This is a genomic window from Streptomyces sp. LBL (assembly GCF_029893585.1).
Lineage (GTDB): Bacteria > Actinomycetota > Actinomycetes > Streptomycetales > Streptomycetaceae > Streptomyces.
On record NZ_JARXYX010000001.1, the window covers coordinates 256,804 to 275,972 of the forward strand.

Sequence of the window (19,169 nt, forward strand, 5' to 3'; positions counted from 1 at the left end):
CATGTCGGCCGCTGAGCCAGATTTCCTGGAGGGCGCTGCCGACCCGGCGGCGGTCAAACGCCGTGCTGATGCTGGTCGTGAACCAGGTGGGCCGGCTCTCCGACCGGCTGGGCCGCAAGAACCTGCTGATGGCCGGGATGCTCGGTTTCCTCGTGCTGTCCGTCCCGGCGTTCCTGCTGGTGGGACAGGGCAGCCTGGTGGCCGTGGCGCGCGGCATGCTCCCGCTCGGCCTGTCGCTGGTGTGCCTGCTCGGCACCATGTCGGCGGCGCTGCCCGCCCTCTTCCCGACCCAGGTGCGCTACGGCGCCCTGTCCGTCGGCTACAACCTGTCCACCTCCCTCTTCGGCGGCACGACCCCGCTGGTGATCACCGCGCTGATCTCGGCCACCGGAAGCGAGCTGCTGCCCGCGTTCTACTCCATGGCCGCGGCCCTGGTCGGCACCGTCGCCGTCGCCTGCATGAAGGAGACGGCCGGCAAGCCGCTGGCGGGCTCCCCGCCCTCCGTCGCGACACCGCAGGAGGCGGCCGACCTGGTGGAGAGCCAGGCGCCGGCGCCACGCTTCTGAGCCGTGGCGGGACGCGGGCGCGTACTTCCCCCTCGGCTCCCGCAGCCGGCGCACGGCTCGGCTCGCCCCGCAACACGGACTGCTCCGCTGGGGCGTCGACTTCACACGGATGGCGCTCCCGCTGAGAGACCCGGCCGAGGATGCGGTCTCCTGAGGACAGCCGTCGAAGGAGATGTCCCATGTACGAAATGTGCGTAGGCCCCGAGACGAAGACGGGCGCGTTGGTGTGGCACGTGGTCGAGCGGCGCCAGGGCAACAGCCTGTGCGGTGCCGATCTGTCCGGTACCCCACGGGCCGACCAGTCGGAAACCGACCGTCACTGTCTGCCCTGTATGGCCAGATTCCAGGAGTCTCTGGAAACCGGCACCGGTGCAGGGGCGAACTGACCGGGCGGAGAGGACGGGCAGCCCGAGCCGGACCGGCCGGGTGGCAGCGCGGTGAGCCGCGGTGCCACCCGGCCGGCCTCGTCCTACCGCGGCAGCCGGGCCGGGTCGGTCGCCCACCGGGTGTCGGGCTGCTCCGCCAGGCGGAAGGCGATGGTCCCGCCGGAGCGGGTCAGCCGCGGCCCCACCCAGGACATGTCGTGAACGCGGCCGTCGAGTCGTACCGCGCCGACGTACTGGTGGGTGGCGTCGGCGGCCGGCGCCTCGATCGTGATGTCGGTGCCGCCCGGCCGGTCCAGGACGGCCCTGGTGAACACCGGCGCACCCAGCAGGAGGTTCGCGCTGCCCGGCGTCTGGGGGTACAGGCCGAGGCACGAGAGGACGTACCAGGCGGACATGGTGCCCAGGTCGTCGTTGCCCGGCAGGCCCGAGGGCCCGGTGCCGTAGACCGTGTCCAGGATCTGCCGGACCGTCGCCTGCGTCCGCCACGGCCGGCCCAGCGCGTTGTAGAGCCAGGGCGCGTGGATGCCGGGCTCGTTGGTGGGGTCGTAGCGCAGCGGGTCCCCGCCGCGCACGGACCAGGAGCCGTCCGGGCGGTGGAAGAAGCCGTCCAGCCGGGCCGCCGCCCGCTCCCGGCCGCCCATCGCCTCGGCGAGCCCCCGCACGTCCTGCGGGACCATCCAGGTGTAGGTGGCGCTGGTGCCCTGGGCGAAACCGACGTCGGTGCCCGGGGTGAACGGGGTCTTCCAGGAGCCGTCGAGGTTGCGGGCCTGGATGTAGCCGCCCTCCGCGGTCGCGTCGGGGTTGAAGACGTTGCGCCACCAGGAGCCGCGCTCGGCGAGGACCTCGGCCTCCGTGTCCCGTCCGAGCAGCCGCGCCCAGGAGGCGAGCGCGGAGTCGGCGACGGCGTCCTCCAGGGTCTCGGCGGCCCCGCCCCAGCAGTGGCACACGTCCTGAGCCGCGTAGTGGGAGCTCAGGTACTGGGTCAGATTGGGGCGTTGGCCCGCGCACTGGCCCGGGCACCCGGCGTCCGACAGCCCGTCGGGGTGAGGCACGGTCGCCTGGCGCACGAGGGAGTCGAAGGCGCCCTCGTAGTCGAAGTTGCGCACCCCCATGGCGTAGAACGTGGCCAGGGTCGCCGCGGACGGGTCGCCGGTCATGACGTGGGTCGCGCCGCTGAGGTGCACCCAGCGGTCCCAGACCCCGCCGTTCTGCCGGGCGAAGTTGTACAGGGACTGGGCGAAGTCTCCCGCGACCCTCGGTTTCAGCAGGGCCAGCAGCTGGATCTGGGCCCGGTACTGGTCCCAGCCGGAGAAGTTGCTGTACTGCGCGCCCTGCCGGGGCGTCACCCGGTGCACGGACTGGTCCATGCCCCAGTAGCGGCCGTCCGTGTCGCTGATCAGGTTCGGCTGCTGGAAGGAATGGTAGAGCGCCGTGGAGAAGGCCGTACGGCGGGCCTCGGTACCGCCCTCGACGCGTACGGAATCCAGCTCGCGGTCCCACGCGCGGGCACCGGCCTGCGCCACCCGGTCGACGTCGGAGTGGGGCGGTATCTCCGCGCGGAGGTTGCTCTCGGCGCCGGCCTGACTGACGTAGGAGATGCCGATCCGCATGCGGACATCGTTGTCGGCACTGGTGTCGAAGCCGACCCAGCCGCCGGATCCACGTCCCGCGCGGTCCGCCCCGGTCGCGTACCCCTCGCCGCCGGACGCGGACGTCGCGCCGGGGGAGAGGCTGCCGTCCTTCCAGGTGCCGACCGAGGAGAAGGCGCGGTCGAAGCTCGCGCTGAAGTACAGCTTGTAGTAGCTCTTGCGGTTGTTGACGCCCCCGTTGGCCCGGCGCCCGCAGAAGGCCCCGGTGTGCACCCAGCCGGTCACCTTGCGGTGGACGGCGTCGATGTCGACGCGCGCGTTCTCGCTGCCGTTCAGGGAGTTGGAGACCCGGAACAGCAGGTTCGCGGGCCGGTCGCCCGGGAAGGTGAAGTCGGCGACGCCCGCGCGCTTGCTGACGGCCAGGTCCGCCGCGGCGCCGGAGGCGAGGCCGAGGGTGTAACGGCCGGGCGTGGCCTTCTCGTCGGCGTGGCTGAAGTCGGCGGCGTAGACGGCGTCCTTGGTGTCCGCGGACGGCGAGGAGGTGACGTCACCGACGAACGGCATGATCGGCACGTCGCCCGCGGCACCGGGGTTGCAGCCGGCGCCGTTGACGTGGGTCAGGCTCAGGCCCCGGATGCGCTTGGTGTCGTACTGGTATCCGTTGGCCGCGCCGGTGCTGGTCTGGTCGCCGGTCGTACTGGTGGGGGACCAGGCGATCATGCCGAACGGAAGGGTGGCGCCCGGGTAGGTGTTGCCGCCGTTCGCCGACCCGATCAGCGGGTCCACGGAGGCGGAGGGCCGCGCCGGGGCCTGGCTCGTCGCGAGAGCGGGGAGAGGGGTGCTCGCGGCCAGGGCGGTGGTGAGCAGCAAGGCTGCTGAACGGACGGCGATACGTCTGGTGGCGCGCACTCGGTGACGGCGCATCGGTGGGTTCACCCTTCGTCGGCGGGAGTTCGGCCCGGAGTCCAGCGGGAGTTCCGCCGGAGTTCGGCCGGAGTCCAGCGGGAGTTGAGGGGCGCGCACCGCGTCGCAGCGTGCCGCCCTCGGGCCGGGCGCAACGGTACGAGCCCGCCCCGGGTGACGGAAGAGGCGCTCACGTCGCTTTGATGAAGGTGGGATGAACGTCCTTGGCGGGACGGCTGAGGCTACGGGCTGGTTAAGTTGTCCTCAAGACTTGATGGACACCCGGTGAGCTCTTCATGATGAAACCATGACGACAGGCTTGCGGGCCATGACCCGACTGGCGGACTGGCCGGACCTCGTGGAGGCCCGGCCCAGTTGCGGCAGGGGCAGTGCCCTGCGCTCCGAGGGCGCCGAGATCGCGCACTTCCATTCGGACCGGATGGCTGACGTGCATCTGTCGGCACCGGCGATCTGGCGGCTGAGACGCGACCTGAACGGCTCGACCGCTCTTCGCCTGGTGCCGGGTTCCGCCTGGGTGACCGTCCGGCTGGAGTGCGAGTCGGACATCGATCTTCTGATGACGCTGGTGAGCGTCGCCCTCAAGGCCCATCAGCGAGGCCCGGCCGGTGATCCTGCCCCGGCGGGGGCCGGTGACCCGGCCCCCGCCGCGCGCTGCAACGACCGTCGTTGTGTCGCGATCACGTGCTGAGGAGCCGGTTACGCTCCGTCAGCCGTGGAAGTTCACATAGCCGTTGCGGTCGCGGTCGGAGCCGCTCTTCGTGTACGCGTGCACGTCGGCCCGGCTGCCGGAGGGCTTGTAGAAGTAGATCGTGTCCTTGTCGTTGTTCCATATGAAGTTGCAGTTCTGGCGGTAGACGACGTTCTTGGCGTCCGAGTCGGTGCCCTTGCCGCCGCGCAGCTTCACATAGTCGCCGGGCTCCAGCGAGTGACTGGCGGTGAAGGTGAAACGGTTGCCGGTGGCGTCCTTGACGACATATCCCTTGAGGTTCACGGTCGTCGAGGACGAGTAGTTCTTGATCGTCAGGTACTCGTCCTTGGTGTTGCCGGTCCTGCAGTTGTTGGAGTCCGAGCCGGGCGCGTCGTACTGAACTCCCTTGAGCTTCAGGGCCGATGTGTACTCGGCGGCCTGGGCCGGCGCGGCCGCCAGGGCGGCTATCAGTCCGGCGGCGGTGGCGGAAGCGGCCAGGACATGGCGCATACGCATGGAAATTCCCCCCAGTGGTGTGAACAGAGCGCATGGAGCTTACCTCTTTGGTGAAGAGAGTGTGATGTGACTGTGTGGAACATGTGAAGTGAGCTGTTACGTGCCGGGCGGGGCACCCATGAGACCGGGCGGGGCACCCATGAGACCGGGCGGGATACCCATGAGGCCCGGCGGGATACCCATGACGCCGGTCGGGATACCCATGAGGGGGAGACAGGCCGACAGCGGAGAGGAGCCCGGGTGGGCGCGGAGACGAAGGCGGACGGCGGGGGCGGTAACCCGGCGGATCCGGCCGAAGGAGCCGACCCGAGGCGGTGGAAGGCCCTGTGGGTGACCCTCGTGGCCGGCTTCATGAGCCTGCTCGACGTGACGATCGTCGCCGTGGCCCTGCCGTCGATGCAGCGGGACCTGCACGCCTCCGCACCCGCGATCCAGTGGGTGGTCTCGGGATACGCCCTCGCGTTCGCCCTCGTCCTGGTGACCGCGGGACGCGTGGGCGACGCGATCGGCCGACGCCGCATCTTCCTGCTGGCGCTGACGGCGTTCGTGGTGTGCAGCGCGGCGGCGGGCGCGGCCCCCTCGATCGAGCTGCTGGTCGTGGCCCGGCTGGCCCAGGGCGTCGCCGCGGGCTGTCTCGCCCCGCAGAACTCCGCCCTGATCCAGCAGATGTTCCGGGGCGCCGAACGGGGCCGTGCCTTCGGTCTGTTCGGCGCCACCGTCGGCGTCTCCAGTGCCGTCGGGCCGGTGGTGGGCGGACTGATCCTCAAGCTGGCCGACGGGCCGCAGGGATGGCGGTGGATCTTCTACGTCAATGTCCCCGTCGGCGCGCTCGCCCTGGTCCTGGGGCTGCGGCTGCTGCCGCAACTCGCCCCCGGCCGCCGTGAACGGCTCGACCTGCCGGGCGTCGCCCTCCTCGGCAGCGGAGTCCTGGCCGTGATGCTGCCGCTCGTACTGGCCGAGTCCCGAGGAGTGCGACGGCTGTGGTGGCTCTTCCTCGTCGGCGCGGCCCTGCTTGCGGCCTTCACCCGTTGGGAGCGGCGGGTAGCCGCGCACGGCGGGCAGCCCCTGCTCGACCCGGAGTTGGTGACCGCCACCCGCGGCTACGCGGCCGGAGCCGCCATCGCCACCCTGTACTTCGTCGGCTTCAGCGGGGTGTGGCTGGTGTTCGCCCTCTACTTCCAGAACGGGCAGGGGTATTCACCGCTGCGGTCCGGGCTGGCGGTGACCCCGTTCGCCCTCGGCTCGGCACTCGCCGCGGTGGTGGCCGGCCGTCTGGTGGAGCGGCTGGGCCGGCTGCTGACCGTGTGCGGACTCACCGCCGTGGCCCTCGGACTGGGCGCCGCCGTCCTGAGCCTGCGTCTGGCGCCCGCCGACCTCGCGGTGTGGCTGGCGGCCCCCGCCCTGTTCGTCGGCGGTCTGGGCAGCGGCTGTGTCATCTCCCCCAACGTCACCATGACCCTGCGGGACGTCCCGGTGCGGATGGCGGGCGCGGCGGGAGGCGCGCTGCAGACGGGACAACGGCTCGGCGGCGCGGTCGGTACGGCAGCCCTGCCGGGCCTGTTCTACCTGCTGCTCGGAGCCGGTGCCCACGACTACCGGTCGGCGGTCGCGGTCGCCGTGGGCTGCGGCATCGTGCCGGTGCTGGGCGCGCTCGCGCTGGCCGTGCACGACTGGCTGCGGGACCGCAGGGAGCGCCGCGACCCGTGCCCGCCCGAGGTGTCCCACAGCCATGGGCACCCGGGCCAGGGGTGACGGCGGGCCCGGTGCCCGACGGGCAGGGCTGATCCCCGCGCCGAGCCGGTTCGGGTACGGCGGTAAGGTCCCGGCATGGTTCGAGCGGACGTGGGAATCGTGCACCCCGGCTCCATGGGAGCGCAGGTGGCCGCGCAGGCCGTGGCGGCCGGAGCCGGGGTCCGGTGGCTGGCGGAGGGACGGTCGGCCGCCACCCGGGAGCGGGCCGACGCCCTGGGACTCGAGACGGCCCGCAGCATGGCGGAGCTGACCGCCGGGTGCGAGGTGATCCTGAGCGTGTGCCCGCCGGCCGCCGCCCTCGACGTCGCCCGCCAGGTCGCGGCCGCCCGCTTCGGCGGCATCTACGTCGACGCCAACGCGATCAGCCCCCAACACATGACACAGATCAGCCAGGTACTGCGGGCCGACGGGGCGGTGGTGGTCGACGGCGGCATCACCGGGCCCCCTCCCCGCAGGTCCGGCACCACCCGGCTGTACCTCTCGGGCGACGACGCCGCGGTGGAGACCGTCCGGGCCCTGTTCGACGGCACCCTGCTGACCCCGGTCGTCCTGCCCGGGCCGATCGGCCGGGCGTCGGCGCTCAAGCTGGCCTTCGCCGCCTACAACAAGATCTCGTACGCGCTCGCCGCCGAAGCCGGTGCCCTCGCCGCCGACCACGGCGTCCTCGAAGAACTCCGCGACCTCGCCGCGCACCTGCTGCCCGGCACCCCGCTCGCCCGCCCGGAGCAGCTGGCCGGCGCGGGCGCCAAGGCCTGGCGGTGGGAGCCGGAGATGCGGGAGATCGCCGAGGCCTGGCGCAGCAGCGGCCTGCCTGGCACCTTCGCGGACGCGGCAGCGCACACCTTCGACCGCTGGCAGGCCCACAAGGACGACCGGAACGTGCCGAGCGATCGCCTGATCGCCGACCTCCTGCCCGGCCGGCCGGACGAGGAGACATGACGGAGCCATGACGGAGCCATGACGGGGCCGTCGACCGGCGGCGTACGCGTGTACGCGCCGCTCACCCCGTCGGGTGGTCCGAGGCCCCGACCGCATGGGCGCCGACCTCCGGGGGAGAAATCCCGCGCCGGCGCAGTCGGGGGACGAGGAGACCGATGGTGACCAGAGCCGTCTTCACCGCCGATTTCGACTCGTCCCGCCAGTGGGTCGCCGGACGCTCCTGGGCGTATCCCGACGGGGGCCCCGTGAACCCGGACGACAACAAACTCGACCATCTCGTCGCCGACCCCGCCTACTTCCGGGGCGGCGTCTTCCGGGCCACGCGCCGTCCTGACGGACTGTGGGACACGGGACTGCTGACCACCGAGGAGAGCGAGGAGGGCTTCACGCTCCGCACCGGAGACCGGCTGGAGACCAGGGTGCGGCTCCCCACCGAGACCGGCGCCTGGCCGGCCGTCTGGACCTGGCGGGACGGCGACCAGGAGATCGACGTGTTCGAGTACCACCCCGACCACCCGGATCTTCTGGAGCTGTCGAACAACGTCCGGGGCGGACACCGCTACCACCGCGACGCGGCCGTGCGGCCCGGCGGCTGGATCGATCTGGCCGTGGAGTTCGGCAGGGCCGGCGTGACGTGGTCGTTGAACGGCACCCCGGTCTTCCGCGACGGACGCGGAGTGGGCCGGGACTGGCACGCCTACCTGATCGTCAACCTCTCCGTGTGCGCCGGCCGCTACCACCCGCAGCCCGACCCGGCCGTCACCGAGATGTCCTTCGAGGTGGCGAGCCTGGTCGTACACCGCACGGAACACCTCTGAAGCCCGACGCCGTCGGCCCGGTCAGTTCCACAGCGGGTACGCCACCACGGACGCCGACCCCCGCGGCCTGCCGTCGGGGTAGGCGAGCTTCATCCGGGCGTAGTGCCGCAGGCCAGGATGTCCGGACCAGCGCTCGGGGCGGTCCAGCCGGACGACGACCCGGTACGAGTGGAACGTGCCCGCCGCACAGTACGGATCGCAGTCGTTGACGACGTTGCGGCCCTTGGCCACCGCCTTGCCTGTGCCCCAGTGCGACCAGCGCAGCGAGATCAGACGGCTGTTGCCGTCGCCGCAGGCGAGCAGGAACGCGGCCGGGCGTACGTGCGGCTTCCGGAAGCAGTCGACCAGCACGGTCCTGGACACCCGCTGCTCCACGGGCCGCGCGTCCGTCGCCGCCTTCTCGGGGGCGGCGGCGGACGTACCCGTCACCGCGGCGAACGCCAGGGCGGCACAGAGCGCGGCCGCCTTGGTCATCCCACGTGCGCGCATGTCCGCTCCCCGCCGCTTGTCCTTGCGTCCCGCCTGTCCCTGCGCCGGGCGGCCCGCCTGTGTCCGACGCTACGACCGCGATCGTGGGCGCACCACTCGAACAGCCTCTGACGAGAGCTCCGCCGTACCTCGGCGGGGCGGATGCTCGTCGTGGACCAGGTCGCCGAGGCGACGAAGATCGCGACCGAGCCGACGCCGTGTTCGAAGACGACGTTGCCGGATCCAGGTGCCGTCGAAGCCCAGCCGTTCGCCGTACTCGTGCCGCACACCGAGTACTTCGGTCGGCGTCCGTGAGCTTATGGCGGAAACGTTCCTGCCTTGTACGTGATCGGTAACAGGACTACGAGGCAAGGTTCTTGAGAGTGATTCCTGGTGCAGACTCTGCTTGCGATCGATGGTCGAGGTCCGACGCGTACGACCGACAACGGGGGAACACCATGAAGGCTGCTGTCCGCAAGAACCACAAGAGCCCCACAGGCTGGAAGTCCTACGCCCTCGGGACCGCGGCGATCGCCGCGCTGCTCGCGGCCACGGCGTGCGAACCGGGCGCGGCCGAGGGCTCGGGTGACGCCAAGACCTCGGACCGGCCGAGCGTGACGAGTTCGGCGAAGCCGGATGACGAGGCTTCGGGAAAACCGAGTGAGACGGCTTCGGGAAAACCGGGTGGGACGGCCTCGGCGAAACCGGGCGGCGGTTCGGGCGACACCGGCGGAAGCAGCGGGAACGGCGGGAACGGCGGCAGGGGCACCATCGCCGCCTGCACCGCGGACGACCTCGGGGTCTCCGCCACGCAGGAGCGTGTGGACAGCAAGGACGCCAGACATTTCCTCCTCATCGTCCAGAACGCCGGCGACAAGAAGTGCAACATCTACCACTACCCGTACGTAAAGATCGGTGATGCCCAGGGCCCGACCCCCGTGATCAAGGACAGCAGCCCGGACCCGGGGAAGCCCGTGACCATCGCTCCGGGTGAGGAGGCGTATGCCGCTCTGCTCGTCGCCGGCGGCGCCAGGGACGAGTACGAGGCGAAAAGCGTCACCCTCACCCTCCACGGCAGCAAGCTCGGCAGCAAGGCGGGCGGGCCGATCGACGTCCCCATGCCCGGCGACACGTTGTACGCAGACGACGGTCAACTTGTCACCTACTGGACGACGGCCTCCGGCAGTGCCCTGGACTTCATCATGTCGAAGTGACGGACCTCGATCGGGACCACTTCCCCGCTGCTCCAGCAGTACTTTGATGCTGCCTGACCTGGGGAAACATCGAGCAGCGGGAGTGTAGCGGGCAGGCAGCAGGCACGGGTGGGTTCTGCCTGCCCGCCCCTCGAAAAAGTGGCGCCGGCGCCGGCGCCGACGCCGACGCCGACAGGGCAGTGGCGGGCCACCGTTTGGCGTCGCCGGCGCCATACTTCCGCCACGGTGAGCTCGATGACCGCGTTCCCCTCACCGGTGCAGCCCCCGGAGTGTTGCCGCTGGTGGGCAACACCGGGTCATGGCCCCGGGGTTCAGCCGACGGGCTGTCGCAGTACGGCGACGTCCCTGGGGCCGAGCGTGAGCGTGCCGTCGGCGGCGGTGGTGGTACCGACGAGGACCTCGCCGGGAAGACCGGTCACCGGCACGGTGTCGTCCGTGCGGTTGACCAGGAACAGGAACCGGCTGTCGGGGCCGCGGCGCACGGTCGGCTCGACCAGGCCGCGTATCTCCTCGGGCAGTTCGCTCTCCACCCCGGCCGGTCCGAGCAGACGCGGCAGCAGGGCGGTGAGCCCCTCGACGCCGAGCCGCGTGGAGACGTAGGCCGCCGAACCGCCGCCCGTGGCACGCCGGGTGACGGCCGGGTGGCCGGCGTGCACTCCGGTGCGGTAGTGGGCCAGGATCTGCGTCTGAGGGTCGGTCACCGTGATGCGGTCGGTCCACAGGCTGCCGGTGGTCGCGTCGTCCAGTTCGACGGTGTCCCCGGCGAGCAGTGGCCCGAACTCCTCGATGCGCAGCCCGAGCAGGTCGCGCAGGGCCCCCGGGTAGCCGCCGAGCCAGACGTGGTCGTTCTCGTCGACGACGGCCGAGAAGTACGTCGTGATCAGGTGGCCGCCCTGCTCGGCGTAGCGCGTGAGCTCCTTGGCGAGGTCGGCGGGCACCAGGTGCAGCACCGGGGCGATCAGCACCTGATGGCGGGACAGGTCGGCGCGGGTGGTGATCAGGTCGGCGCGGATGCCGAGGGCGAGCAGCGCCGAGTACCAGTCGAGCGCCTCCTGCCGGTAGTCGAGCAGGGACGTGGGGTGCGAGTCCTGCTCGCTCGCCCACCACGACTCCCAGTCGTACACGATCCCGACCCGGGCCGGCTCACGCTCGGACCCGGCGACCGGGGCGAGTGTGCTGAGCGTGGCGCCGAGGGCGGCCACCGCGCGGAAGAGGTCGCTGTCGGCTCCGGCGTGCGGGACCATCGCGGAGTGGTACTTCTCGGCGCCGGCCGCCGACTGCCGCCACTGGAAGAAGCACACCGCGTCGGCGCCGTGCGCCACGTGCAGCAGCGAGTCACGGGCCAGGTCGCCGGGCCTCTTGGCCACGTTGACGGGCTGCCAGTTGACGGCGCTGGTGGAGTGCTCCATCAGGAACCAGGGCCGGCCGCCCGCGATACCGCTGGTGAGATTGGCGGAGAAGGAGAGCTCGTCGCGGTCCTGGGGGCCGGGGTGGACGTAGTGGTCGTTGGAGACGAAGTCGATCTCCTCGGCCCAGTCCGGGTAGTTCATGCCCTTGGTGCCGCCCATCACCATGAAGTTCGTGGTGACCGGCACGTCCGGAGTGATCTCGCGCAGGAGGTCCCGCTCCGCGCGCAGATGGTCCTTCAGCGCGTCCGACGAGAACCGCTTGAAGTCCAGCTGCTGGGTCGGGTTGGGGTGGGAGGCGGCGAGCCGCGGCGGCAGGATCTGCTGCCAGTCGCTGTAACGCTGCGACCAGAACGCCGTGCCCCAGGCGTGGTTGAGGGCGTCGAGGGTGCCGTAGCGGGCGCGCAGCCAGTCGCGGAAGGCATGGGCCGCGTCGTCCGAGAAGTCGTAGATGTTGTGGCAGCCCAGCTCGTTCGAGACGTGCCACGCCACCAGCGCGGGATGACCCTTGTACCGCTCGGCCATCGTCCGCACCAGGCGCAGGGCGTGCTCGCGGAAGACGGGCGAGGTGGGCCGCCAGTGCTGCCGCGCCCCCGGCCACACCGTCTCGCCGGAGGCGGTCACCGGAAGTATCTCCGGGTGCGCCGTGGTGAGCCAGGGCGGCGGGGACGCGGTCGCGGTGGCCAGGTCGACCCCGATGCCGCCCGCGTGCAGCAGGTCCATGACCTCGTCGAGCCATCCGAAGTCCCACTCGTCCTGGGCCGGCTGGATACGGGCCCAGGAGAAGATCCCCACGGAGACCAGGTTCACGCCGGCCGCACGCATCAGCCGTACGTCTTCCTCCCACACCTCGCGAGGCCACTGCTCGGGGTTGTAGTCGGCGCCGTACGCGAGGCGTGGGGTGGAGTCACCGTCCGGCCCGTTCAGCTGGGACAGGAGGGTGGAGATCATCGTGGTCCTTCCGGAGTGGTGCGCGGGGGCGGCAGGGGTCGTGTACGTCGACTACTCGACGGTGAAGCCCTGTTCCTTGCCGTACTTGACGGAGGCGTCCTGCCAGGACTTCAGGGTGTCGGCCAGCTTGGTCTTCGAGACGTACGCCTTGCCGACGGTGTCGTTGAAGATCGACTGGGCGTACTGCTGGAAGGGCAGGTACGACCAGTCGGGGGCGACGTTGGCCGCGGACTCGGCGAAGATCTCGTTGGCCTTCTGGCCGCCGAAGTACGCGAACTTCTTGTTCAGGAACGCGTTGTCCTGGAGCTCCGCGGTGGTCGCCGGGAAGGCGCCCTCCTTCATACGGGTCGCGACGCCGTCACCGGAGTTCGCGTACTCGACGAAGGCGTAGGCGAGTTCCTTGTTCTTGCCCAGCGCGGGCACGGTCAGGGCGCTGCCGCCGTTCTCCGTGCTCGCCTTGTCGCCCTTGGTCCAGGCCGGCATCGGGGCCGCTCGCCAGTCACCGGCGGCGTTCTTCACGCCGGTCTCGAAGTTGGCCGGCATCCAGGCGCCGCTGGGCAGCGTCGCGATGGTGCCGTCACCCAGGCCCCGGTACCAGTCATCGGTCCAGCCGTAGATGGGCGCGACGAGCTTCTCGTCGATGAGCTTCTGCCAGGTGTCGGTGTACTTCTTGGCGTTCGCGTCGGCGAAGTCGATCTTCACCTTGGTGCCGTCGACCTTGTAGGGACGCGAACCGGCCTGCCACAGCAGGCTGGTGGTGAGACCCGCGTCGCCGGCGTCGGCGGCGATGAAGACCTTGGGGTCCGCCTTGTGCAGCTTGCGCGCCGCCTCGACGTACTCGTCCCAGGTGGTCGGGACCGCGACCTTGTGCTTGTCGAAGACCTTCTTGTTGTAGAACAGGGCCATGGGGCCGGAGTCCATCGGCAGGCCGTAGACCGCCTTGTCCTCGCTCACGGCGTTCCACGGGCCGGGGGTGTACTTGGACTTGAGCTTGTCGGCGCCGAAGGGGGCCAGGTTGCTGAGACCCTTGGTGAGGGCGTACTGGCTCATCGCGAAGTACTCGACCTGCGCGATGTCGGGGACGCCCTTCTCGGCCGAGATGGCGTTCGACAGCGCGGTGTAGTGCTTGTCGCCGGACCGCTCGCCCACGAGGTTGATCTTGACCTTGGGGTACTTCTTCTGGAAGTCCGCGGCGACGGTCTTCAGAGTGGGCTCCCAGGCCCAGACCGTGACCGAGCCGCCCTTCTTCAGGGCCGCCTGGATGTCCGCGGCGGAGACCGCCTTCTGACCGGAGCTGTCGTCGTCGGAACCGCCGCACGCGGTCGCCCCCATGGCGAGGGCGGACAGGAGAGCGATGCCGCGCAGCAGGCGGCTGGTGGTTCTGCGCATGGAGGTGCTTCCACTTCTTCGTGGGTGGGAAAGGGGGAGGGCGAAAGAGAGGGGGCCGAGGCGGGTGGGTGCCTGTGGGCGGGTCATTCCTTGACGCTTCCGGCGGCGAGCCCGGACTGCCAGAACCTCTGCAGCAGCAGGAACGCGGCGATCAGCGGGATGATGGTGAGCAGCGAACCGGTGATCACCAGGTTGAAGATCACGTCACCGCCGATCGTCTGGGCCTGGTTGTTCCAGGCGTCCAGACCCAGGGTCAGGGGATACCAGTCCGGGTCCTTGAGCATGATCAGCGGCAGGAAGTAGTTGTTCCAGGTCGCGACCGTGGTGAACAGCAGGACGGTCACGGTGCCGGGGGCGAGCAGCGGCATCGCGACCTGGAAGAAGGTGCGCACCTCGCCCGCTCCGTCGATGCGAGCGGCCTCCATCAGTTCGGTGGGGATGGCCTCGGTCGCGAAGACCCACATCAGATACAGACCGAAGGGCGACACGAGCGAGGGGATGATCACCGCCCACGGGGTGTCGGTCAGGCCCATCTTGCTGAACATCAGGAAGGTGGGCACCGCCAAAGCCGTGCCCGGGACCGCGACGGCACCGATGACCACGGCGAACACGGCGCGCTTTCCGGGGAAGGTGAACTTCGCCAGCGCGTAGCCGCCGAGGATCGCCAGCAGGGTGGCGCCGCCGGCGCCGAGCACGACGTACAGCAGCGTGTTCAGGAGCCAGCGGACGAAGATGCCGTCGTTGTACGAGAACGTGTCGCTGATGTTCTGCCAGAGGGCGAAGTCGTGGCTGAACCACAGTCCGGACGAATCGGCCAGCCCTTCCTGGGTCTTGGTGGCGCTGATGACCAGCCACACCAGCGGCACGACCGTGTAGACCAGGATCAGACCGGTGAGCACGGTCAGCAGCACGCTGCGCTTGGGACGGCCAGGGCTGTGCACCCGGCGCGTGCGCAGTCGGGGCACGCCCGTGGACCCGTCGGCGGCCTGGACGGATGCGGGCTGGGAGGCGGTGGTGACGGGGGTACTCGTGTCGCTCATCGGGTCACGCTCCCTTGCGCATGCCGCGGAGCTGCACGACATAGGCGATGACCATGGTGATCAGCCCCATGATGATGGCGACCGCCGCGGAGTAGTTGTGCTGCTGGCCGTTGAAGGACAGCGAGTATGTGTAGAAGTTCGGGGTGAAGTCGGTCGTGATGGCGTTGCGCGCCAGTGGCCGCAGGATGGCCGGTTCGTTGAAGAGCTGGAAGCTGCCGATGATCGAGAAGATCGTCGCGATGACGAGGGCGCCGCGGATCGCCGGGAGCTTGATGGCGCTGATGACACGGAACTGCCCGGCGCCGTCGATCTCCGCCGCCTCGTAGAGCGACTGCGGGATGACCCGCAGCGCGGAGTAGAAGATCAGCATGTTGTAGCCGATGAACTCCCAGGTGACGATGTTGCCGATCGACGCCAGGACCAGGTCGGACGAGAGCGGGTCGGGCAGCGTGACATCGAAGGCCGAGTTGATGTCGCCGATCAGTCCGTACTTCGTGCCGTACATGAAGCCCCACATCAGGGTGGCGACCACGGCGGGCACCGCGTACGGCAGGAAGATCGCGATGCGGAAGAAGTCCTTGCCGTAGAGGCGTCCGCTGTCCAGCGCGAGGGCGATCAGCAGGGCGATGCCAAGCATGATCGGCACCTGTACGGCCAGGAAGAGGGAAACCCGTGAGAGCGAGTCCCAGAACCGCTCGTCCTTGAGCGCCTGGGTGTAGTTGTCCAGGCCGACGAAGGTGGTGCCGCCGATCAACTGGTCCCGGAACAGGCTGAGATAGATCGAGTACGCAATCGGAGCCAGGAAGACAAGGGCGAACACGACCACGAACGGACCGATGAACCCCCACCCCGTCCAGGAGCGGCGGTCCCGTTTCGCCGGGGGTGGTGCCGGCCGCGGCTCAGCGGCCACCGGCGGTTGCAGCGTCGTCATGTCGTTCCTCGCTCGTCCACGTCCTGGAACCGGTGGGCACGTCCGGGCATCCGATGCCGGTGCTGCACCCACCGCAGGATGTTTGCGTAAACATCTGCCACTGCGAGCGCGCGGTGTGCTGTTATGTTTACGTAAACATCCGATGGCGGCATGTTTACACTGCCTCGTTGACGAGGGTCAAGGGTCGCTGGTGAAACGTGATCTGAGCAGCGGTGGAGAGGTGGTGGACGGCGCGTGGACACGACTGGAAGAACGCCGACGAACACGCCCGGGCCGGCGGCGGGCGCGGCGGCCGGGCCTGTGGACGTGGGCGGCGACGGCCCCCACCGCGCCCGCCGCCGCGGCCGGGCCAGCGCCTCCATGGCGGACGTGGCCCTGCTGGCGGGCGTCTCGTCGCAGACGGTGTCCCGGGTCTCCAACGGATACGCGGGTGTGAACGAGGAGACCCGCCGCCAGGTGCTCGCGGCGATGAAGGAACTCGGTTACCGGCCCAACAGCGCGGCCCGCGCACTCAAACGCGGCGAGTTCCGCACCATCGGCGTGATCACCTTCTCGCTCTCCACCACCGGTAACGTGCGCACGCTGGAGGCCATCGCCAACTCCGCGGCGCACGAGGGGTACGTGGTGACGCTGCTCCCGGTCGCGGTGCCGACCCAGGACGAGGTGCGGGGGGCCTTCAGCCGACTGGAGGAGCTCGCGGTCGACGCGGTGATCGTCATCATGGAGGTTCACCTGCTGGACGCGGCGACGGTCACGCTGCCGCCCCACGTCCAGGTCGTGGTCGTCGACTCCGACGCAGGCGACCGCTACACCGTCGTGGACACCGACCAGGCCGGCGGGAGCCGCGCCGCCGTCCACCATCTTCTCGGCCTGGGACACCGGACCGTGTGGCATCTGGGCGGGCCCGAGGGCTCGTTCGCCGCGCAGCGGCGCGCCGACGCCTGGCGCGCGGCCCTCGCCGACGCCGGCCGGCCGGCGCCGCCTCTCGTACGGGGCGACTGGTCGGCGGAGTCCGGCTACCGCGTGGGCCTCGAACTCGCCGCCGAGCCGGAGTGCACCGCCGTCTTCGCGGCCAACGACCAGATGGCCCTGGGCCTGCTGCGCGCCCTGCACGAACGTGGCCGGCGGGTGCCCGAGCACGTCAGCGTCATCGGCTTCGACGACATCGCCGAGGCGAGTTCCTTCCTGCCGCCGCTCACCACCCTCCACCAGGACTTCGCCGAGGTGGGACGGCTCTGTGTGACGGCGGTGCTGCGCAAGATGCGCCAGATCGGGCCGGAGCGCGGCACGACGATCGTGCCCACCCGGCTCGTGGTACGGGCGAGCACGGCAGCGCCGCCCGGGGGTGGCGGGGCGAGCTGAGGGTGAGGGGCCGGGGCTGATACTCACCCCGCGTTACGCGCGAGGCCCGGCAGACAGTCACCCCGCGTTACGCGCGAGGCCGGCAGACCGAAAGAAGTCTCGGTCCATGTCCGGTGTTCGGTCAGCCCTCGGGGAAGGGCCGCCGACCGACGAGGTCTTCGTGTGCGCTGCGGAAGGAAGGCTCGGACCGGGCCGCGTGGCGCAGGTGCTCAGCGAGCGCTGCGGTCGCCGTCGACGCGGTGCCGTTCTTGATTCCCCATGCCAGTAGACGGTGGCGGCGAGCCCAGGAGTCCTGCAGTTCGCACACGTCGAGGGGCTGGCGGGGGTCGATGGCGCGACGCGGTACGACGGCGAGCCCGGCTCCAGCGGCGGCGATCGGCGGCTGCCGCGCCGCTTCGATCCTCGTGTCACGGCAGCCACGAGTCGAAGGAGCCCATCACCTGACGGACGTGTCGAGCACGGGGCCCGCCCTCGATGACGACCGCGAGGTGCTCACCAACCGGCAGGGGCATCCGGTCCACGACAACCAGAACCAGCGCACGGTCGGCGCCCGCGGCCCGGCCACGCTGGAGAACTACCAGCTCCTGGAGAAGATCAGCCACTTCGACCGGGGGCGGATCCCGGAGCGGGTCGTGCACGCCCGCGGGGTGACCGCGTACGGCTACTTCGAGGCGTACGGGGCCTGGGGCGACGAGCCGATCAGGGTTCGACGAGAGCCACGACCCTGGTCGCCAGGCCGTGCACGATGCCCTCGACTCCAGTCTGCGCCGTCTGGAGGAACAGGTACGGCTGCGCGTCGACAACGCGGCGGGCTGACCGGAGCTCTGTCCGCCGGGGCCGGTCATTCGCCGTCGGCAGCGGCCGGCCCACCCGCCCCCTCGTCGGCCGGGTACTCCTCGGCGATGTCACGCACGTCCACGTCCGGCGAGGCGAGGGCGGCCCGCCTCCAGCGTGCCATGAGCGCGGTGTCCCCGATGTCGTCGAGGAGCATCACCAGGGCACGCATCGCGAAGACGTCGGTCACCTCGTCGCGCAGCGTCCGGTCCACCGAAGGGGCGAGATCGTCGTGCAGGGCGACCGATCCGGCGAGCGTGCGCACGACCTCACGGCCCCAGATTCCGGCCTTGTTGACGCTCAGGCAGCACGCGTAGAGCTCGGGCAGCAGGGCATGGACCACGTCCGGACGGTCCGCGCCCACATCGCGCAGCAGATTCAGCACTGCCAGCGATCCCCGGCCGGCGCGCAGGGACTCCCTGAGCACGGGCACGACATCGGCCCCCAGGAGCCGCTCCCTGATCTCCGCGCGTTCTTCGTCCGCCTCGCGCAGTCTCTCCTCGACGAGGAAACGGACGTGATCCGCCTCCAGATAGGCACGCCACAGGCGCTCCCCACCGCTGTCGTCGCCGCTCCCGAACCAGCGCACGGCCCCTCCCGACTCCGTCGACCGGGAGAGACTACGGGGACGGCCGCCGCTCGACCCCGAATGCTTGGTTCATATGCCGCAGACGACGGATCCGCGCCTGGCCGAACCAGATGATCCCCGTCAGAGCCGGGTCCGGCGCCGGATCGCGAGGACCCGCACGGTCAGTGCGACCGCCAGCAGCACCCACGCCACCGCGCAGTACGCCCATGCCGTCCTGCCGCGGGCCAGGCCGACGGAGCTCCAGATGGCCCAGAGAGCGAGCACCGTGCACAGCGCGCTCCACGCGATGTCCGCGATACGGCTGTGCAGTTGGGCGCGTTGCACGGTCCCCGGTTCGAGCGTGCCGAGACCGGTACTTTCCTGCTGCCCCCTCGACGGCACGAGCCCTTCCCTTCCCTTCCCTTCCCTTCCCTTCCCTTCCCTTCCCTTCCCTTCCCTTCCCTTCCCTTCCCTTCCCTTCCCTTCCTCGCACGAATACGGGTTTCCCGTGTACCCGACAAGGTGTCCACCATGCGGACGAGGGCGCCGTCGGCGTCCGTTGCGACTCGACGTCCACGACGTTCAACAGGGTCTCGGTTCCTGTGCTGTTCATGGCGGGGAGCGCAGGGACGGGGTGGGTTCGGGACATCTGGTTTTCCGGGGTGTCGTAGAGATTCCTGTGAATTTCCGGGTCGCTTGAACGTTCCAGGGTCGTCGTGCGTATGGGGCGGGGGATTTCCATCGTGTTCGACCGGTCGACAGGCGCAGGAGAGAGTCCGTGGTACGCAACAGGCGAAGACGCCCGACAGGCGCACGACGTGCGACCTT

The 19,169-nt window shown here is 70.3% G+C and carries 17 protein-coding genes and 3 pseudogenes; 11 read left to right on the top strand and 9 right to left on the bottom strand.

Annotation, left to right across the window (positions count from 1 at the left end):
• Window positions 1-62: 62 nt before the first annotated feature.
• Window positions 63-566 (top strand): annotated as a pseudogene (locus M2271_RS01190) (MFS transporter); the annotation flags it as partial.
• A 179-nt stretch (window positions 567-745) separates the two neighbouring features.
• On the top strand, window positions 746-952 hold the full coding sequence (locus M2271_RS01195; protein WP_280885140.1) for a hypothetical protein: 207 nt from the start codon (window positions 746-748) through the stop codon (window positions 950-952).
• 83 nt (window positions 953-1,035) lie between these two features.
• Here the strand turns inward: M2271_RS01195 and M2271_RS01200 are convergent, their stop codons facing one another.
• Window positions 1,036-3,465: a GH92 family glycosyl hydrolase gene (locus M2271_RS01200; RefSeq protein WP_280885141.1), complete on the bottom strand. Its 2,430-nt coding sequence runs from the start codon at window positions 3,463-3,465 to the stop codon at window positions 1,036-1,038.
• A gap of 286 nt (window positions 3,466-3,751) precedes the next feature.
• On the opposite strand from M2271_RS01200, the gene M2271_RS01205 reads away from it, so the two are divergent.
• Complete coding sequence (locus tag M2271_RS01205) at window positions 3,752-4,153, top strand: luciferase family protein (protein ID WP_280885142.1); 402 nt, start codon at window positions 3,752-3,754, stop codon at window positions 4,151-4,153.
• A gap of 18 nt (window positions 4,154-4,171) precedes the next feature.
• On the opposite strand, the gene M2271_RS01210 is transcribed toward M2271_RS01205, so the two are convergent.
• On the bottom strand, window positions 4,172-4,669 hold the full coding sequence (locus M2271_RS01210) for a lamin tail domain-containing protein (RefSeq protein WP_280885143.1): 498 nt from the start codon (window positions 4,667-4,669) through the stop codon (window positions 4,172-4,174).
• Between the two features lie 240 nt (window positions 4,670-4,909).
• Between M2271_RS01210 and M2271_RS01215 the strand changes: the two genes are divergently transcribed.
• The 3 genes from M2271_RS01215 (at window position 4,910) to M2271_RS01225 (ending at window position 8,178) form a co-directional block, all read left to right on the top strand.
• A complete protein-coding gene (locus M2271_RS01215; protein WP_280885144.1) occupies window positions 4,910-6,421 on the top strand; it encodes an MFS transporter in 1,512 nt (503 codons plus the stop codon).
• A gap of 75 nt (window positions 6,422-6,496) precedes the next feature.
• Window positions 6,497-7,360: an NAD(P)-dependent oxidoreductase gene (locus tag M2271_RS01220; protein ID WP_280885145.1), complete on the top strand. Its 864-nt coding sequence runs from the start codon at window positions 6,497-6,499 to the stop codon at window positions 7,358-7,360.
• 155 nt (window positions 7,361-7,515) lie between these two features.
• Entirely contained in the window at window positions 7,516-8,178 is a 663-nt protein-coding gene (locus M2271_RS01225) for a beta-glucanase (protein WP_280885146.1), read from the top strand.
• 21 nt (window positions 8,179-8,199) lie between these two features.
• Here M2271_RS01225 and M2271_RS01230 read toward each other — a convergent pair whose 3' ends face one another.
• Entirely contained in the window at window positions 8,200-8,667 is a 468-nt protein-coding gene (locus tag M2271_RS01230; protein WP_280885147.1) for a hypothetical protein, read from the bottom strand.
• Window positions 8,668-8,808: 141 nt separating this feature from the next.
• On the opposite strand from M2271_RS01230, the gene M2271_RS01235 reads away from it, so the two are divergent.
• Together M2271_RS01235 and M2271_RS01240 are read left to right on the top strand one after the other, a co-directional pair.
• Window positions 8,809-8,961: a hypothetical protein gene (locus M2271_RS01235; protein WP_280885148.1), complete on the top strand. Its 153-nt coding sequence runs from the start codon at window positions 8,809-8,811 to the stop codon at window positions 8,959-8,961.
• A 143-nt stretch (window positions 8,962-9,104) separates the two neighbouring features.
• The gene (locus tag M2271_RS01240) at window positions 9,105-9,860 is read left to right on the top strand and encodes a DUF4232 domain-containing protein (protein ID WP_280885149.1); all 756 of its coding nucleotides are present in this window, start codon (window positions 9,105-9,107) and stop codon (window positions 9,858-9,860) included.
• A 311-nt stretch (window positions 9,861-10,171) separates the two neighbouring features.
• On the opposite strand, the gene M2271_RS01245 is transcribed toward M2271_RS01240, so the two are convergent.
• The 4 genes from M2271_RS01245 to M2271_RS01260 all read right to left on the bottom strand — a co-directional run bounded on the left by M2271_RS01245 (window position 10,172) and on the right by M2271_RS01260 (window position 15,577).
• Window positions 10,172-12,217, bottom strand: coding sequence for a beta-galactosidase (locus M2271_RS01245; RefSeq protein WP_280885150.1), 2,046 nt, complete (start codon window positions 12,215-12,217; stop codon window positions 10,172-10,174).
• Between the two features lie 51 nt (window positions 12,218-12,268).
• A complete protein-coding gene (locus tag M2271_RS01250; RefSeq protein WP_280885152.1) occupies window positions 12,269-13,606 on the bottom strand; it encodes a sugar ABC transporter substrate-binding protein in 1,338 nt (445 codons plus the stop codon).
• Window positions 13,607-13,689: 83 nt separating this feature from the next.
• A complete protein-coding gene (locus M2271_RS01255) occupies window positions 13,690-14,646 on the bottom strand; it encodes a carbohydrate ABC transporter permease (protein ID WP_280885153.1) in 957 nt (318 codons plus the stop codon).
• Between the two features lie 4 nt (window positions 14,647-14,650).
• Entirely contained in the window at window positions 14,651-15,577 is a 927-nt protein-coding gene (locus tag M2271_RS01260) for a sugar ABC transporter permease (RefSeq protein ID WP_280885154.1), read from the bottom strand.
• A 360-nt stretch (window positions 15,578-15,937) separates the two neighbouring features.
• On the opposite strand from M2271_RS01260, the gene M2271_RS01265 reads away from it, so the two are divergent.
• From M2271_RS01265 to M2271_RS01275, 3 genes and pseudogenes are all read left to right on the top strand, one after another.
• Window positions 15,938-16,939 (top strand): LacI family DNA-binding transcriptional regulator, encoded by a 1,002-nt coding sequence (locus M2271_RS01265; RefSeq protein ID WP_280885328.1) that lies wholly within the window; start codon window positions 15,938-15,940, stop codon window positions 16,937-16,939.
• A 440-nt stretch (window positions 16,940-17,379) separates the two neighbouring features.
• A pseudogene (locus tag M2271_RS01270) lies at window positions 17,380-17,640 on the top strand (catalase); the annotation flags it as partial.
• Window positions 17,639-17,755 (top strand): annotated as a pseudogene (locus tag M2271_RS01275) (SRPBCC family protein); the annotation flags it as partial. The pseudogenes M2271_RS01270 and M2271_RS01275, both read left to right, overlap by 2 nt.
• A 25-nt stretch (window positions 17,756-17,780) precedes the next feature.
• Here the strand turns inward: M2271_RS01275 and M2271_RS01280 are convergent.
• Both M2271_RS01280 and M2271_RS01285 read right to left on the bottom strand, forming a co-directional pair.
• Window positions 17,781-18,362 (bottom strand): hypothetical protein, encoded by a 582-nt coding sequence (locus tag M2271_RS01280; RefSeq protein ID WP_280885346.1) that lies wholly within the window; start codon window positions 18,360-18,362, stop codon window positions 17,781-17,783.
• 120 nt (window positions 18,363-18,482) lie between these two features.
• Window positions 18,483-18,743 carry a hypothetical protein gene (locus M2271_RS01285; protein ID WP_280885155.1) on the bottom strand — a complete coding sequence of 87 codons (261 nt, stop codon included), beginning with the start codon at window positions 18,741-18,743 and terminating at the stop codon, window positions 18,483-18,485.
• Window positions 18,744-19,169 lie beyond the last annotated feature (426 nt).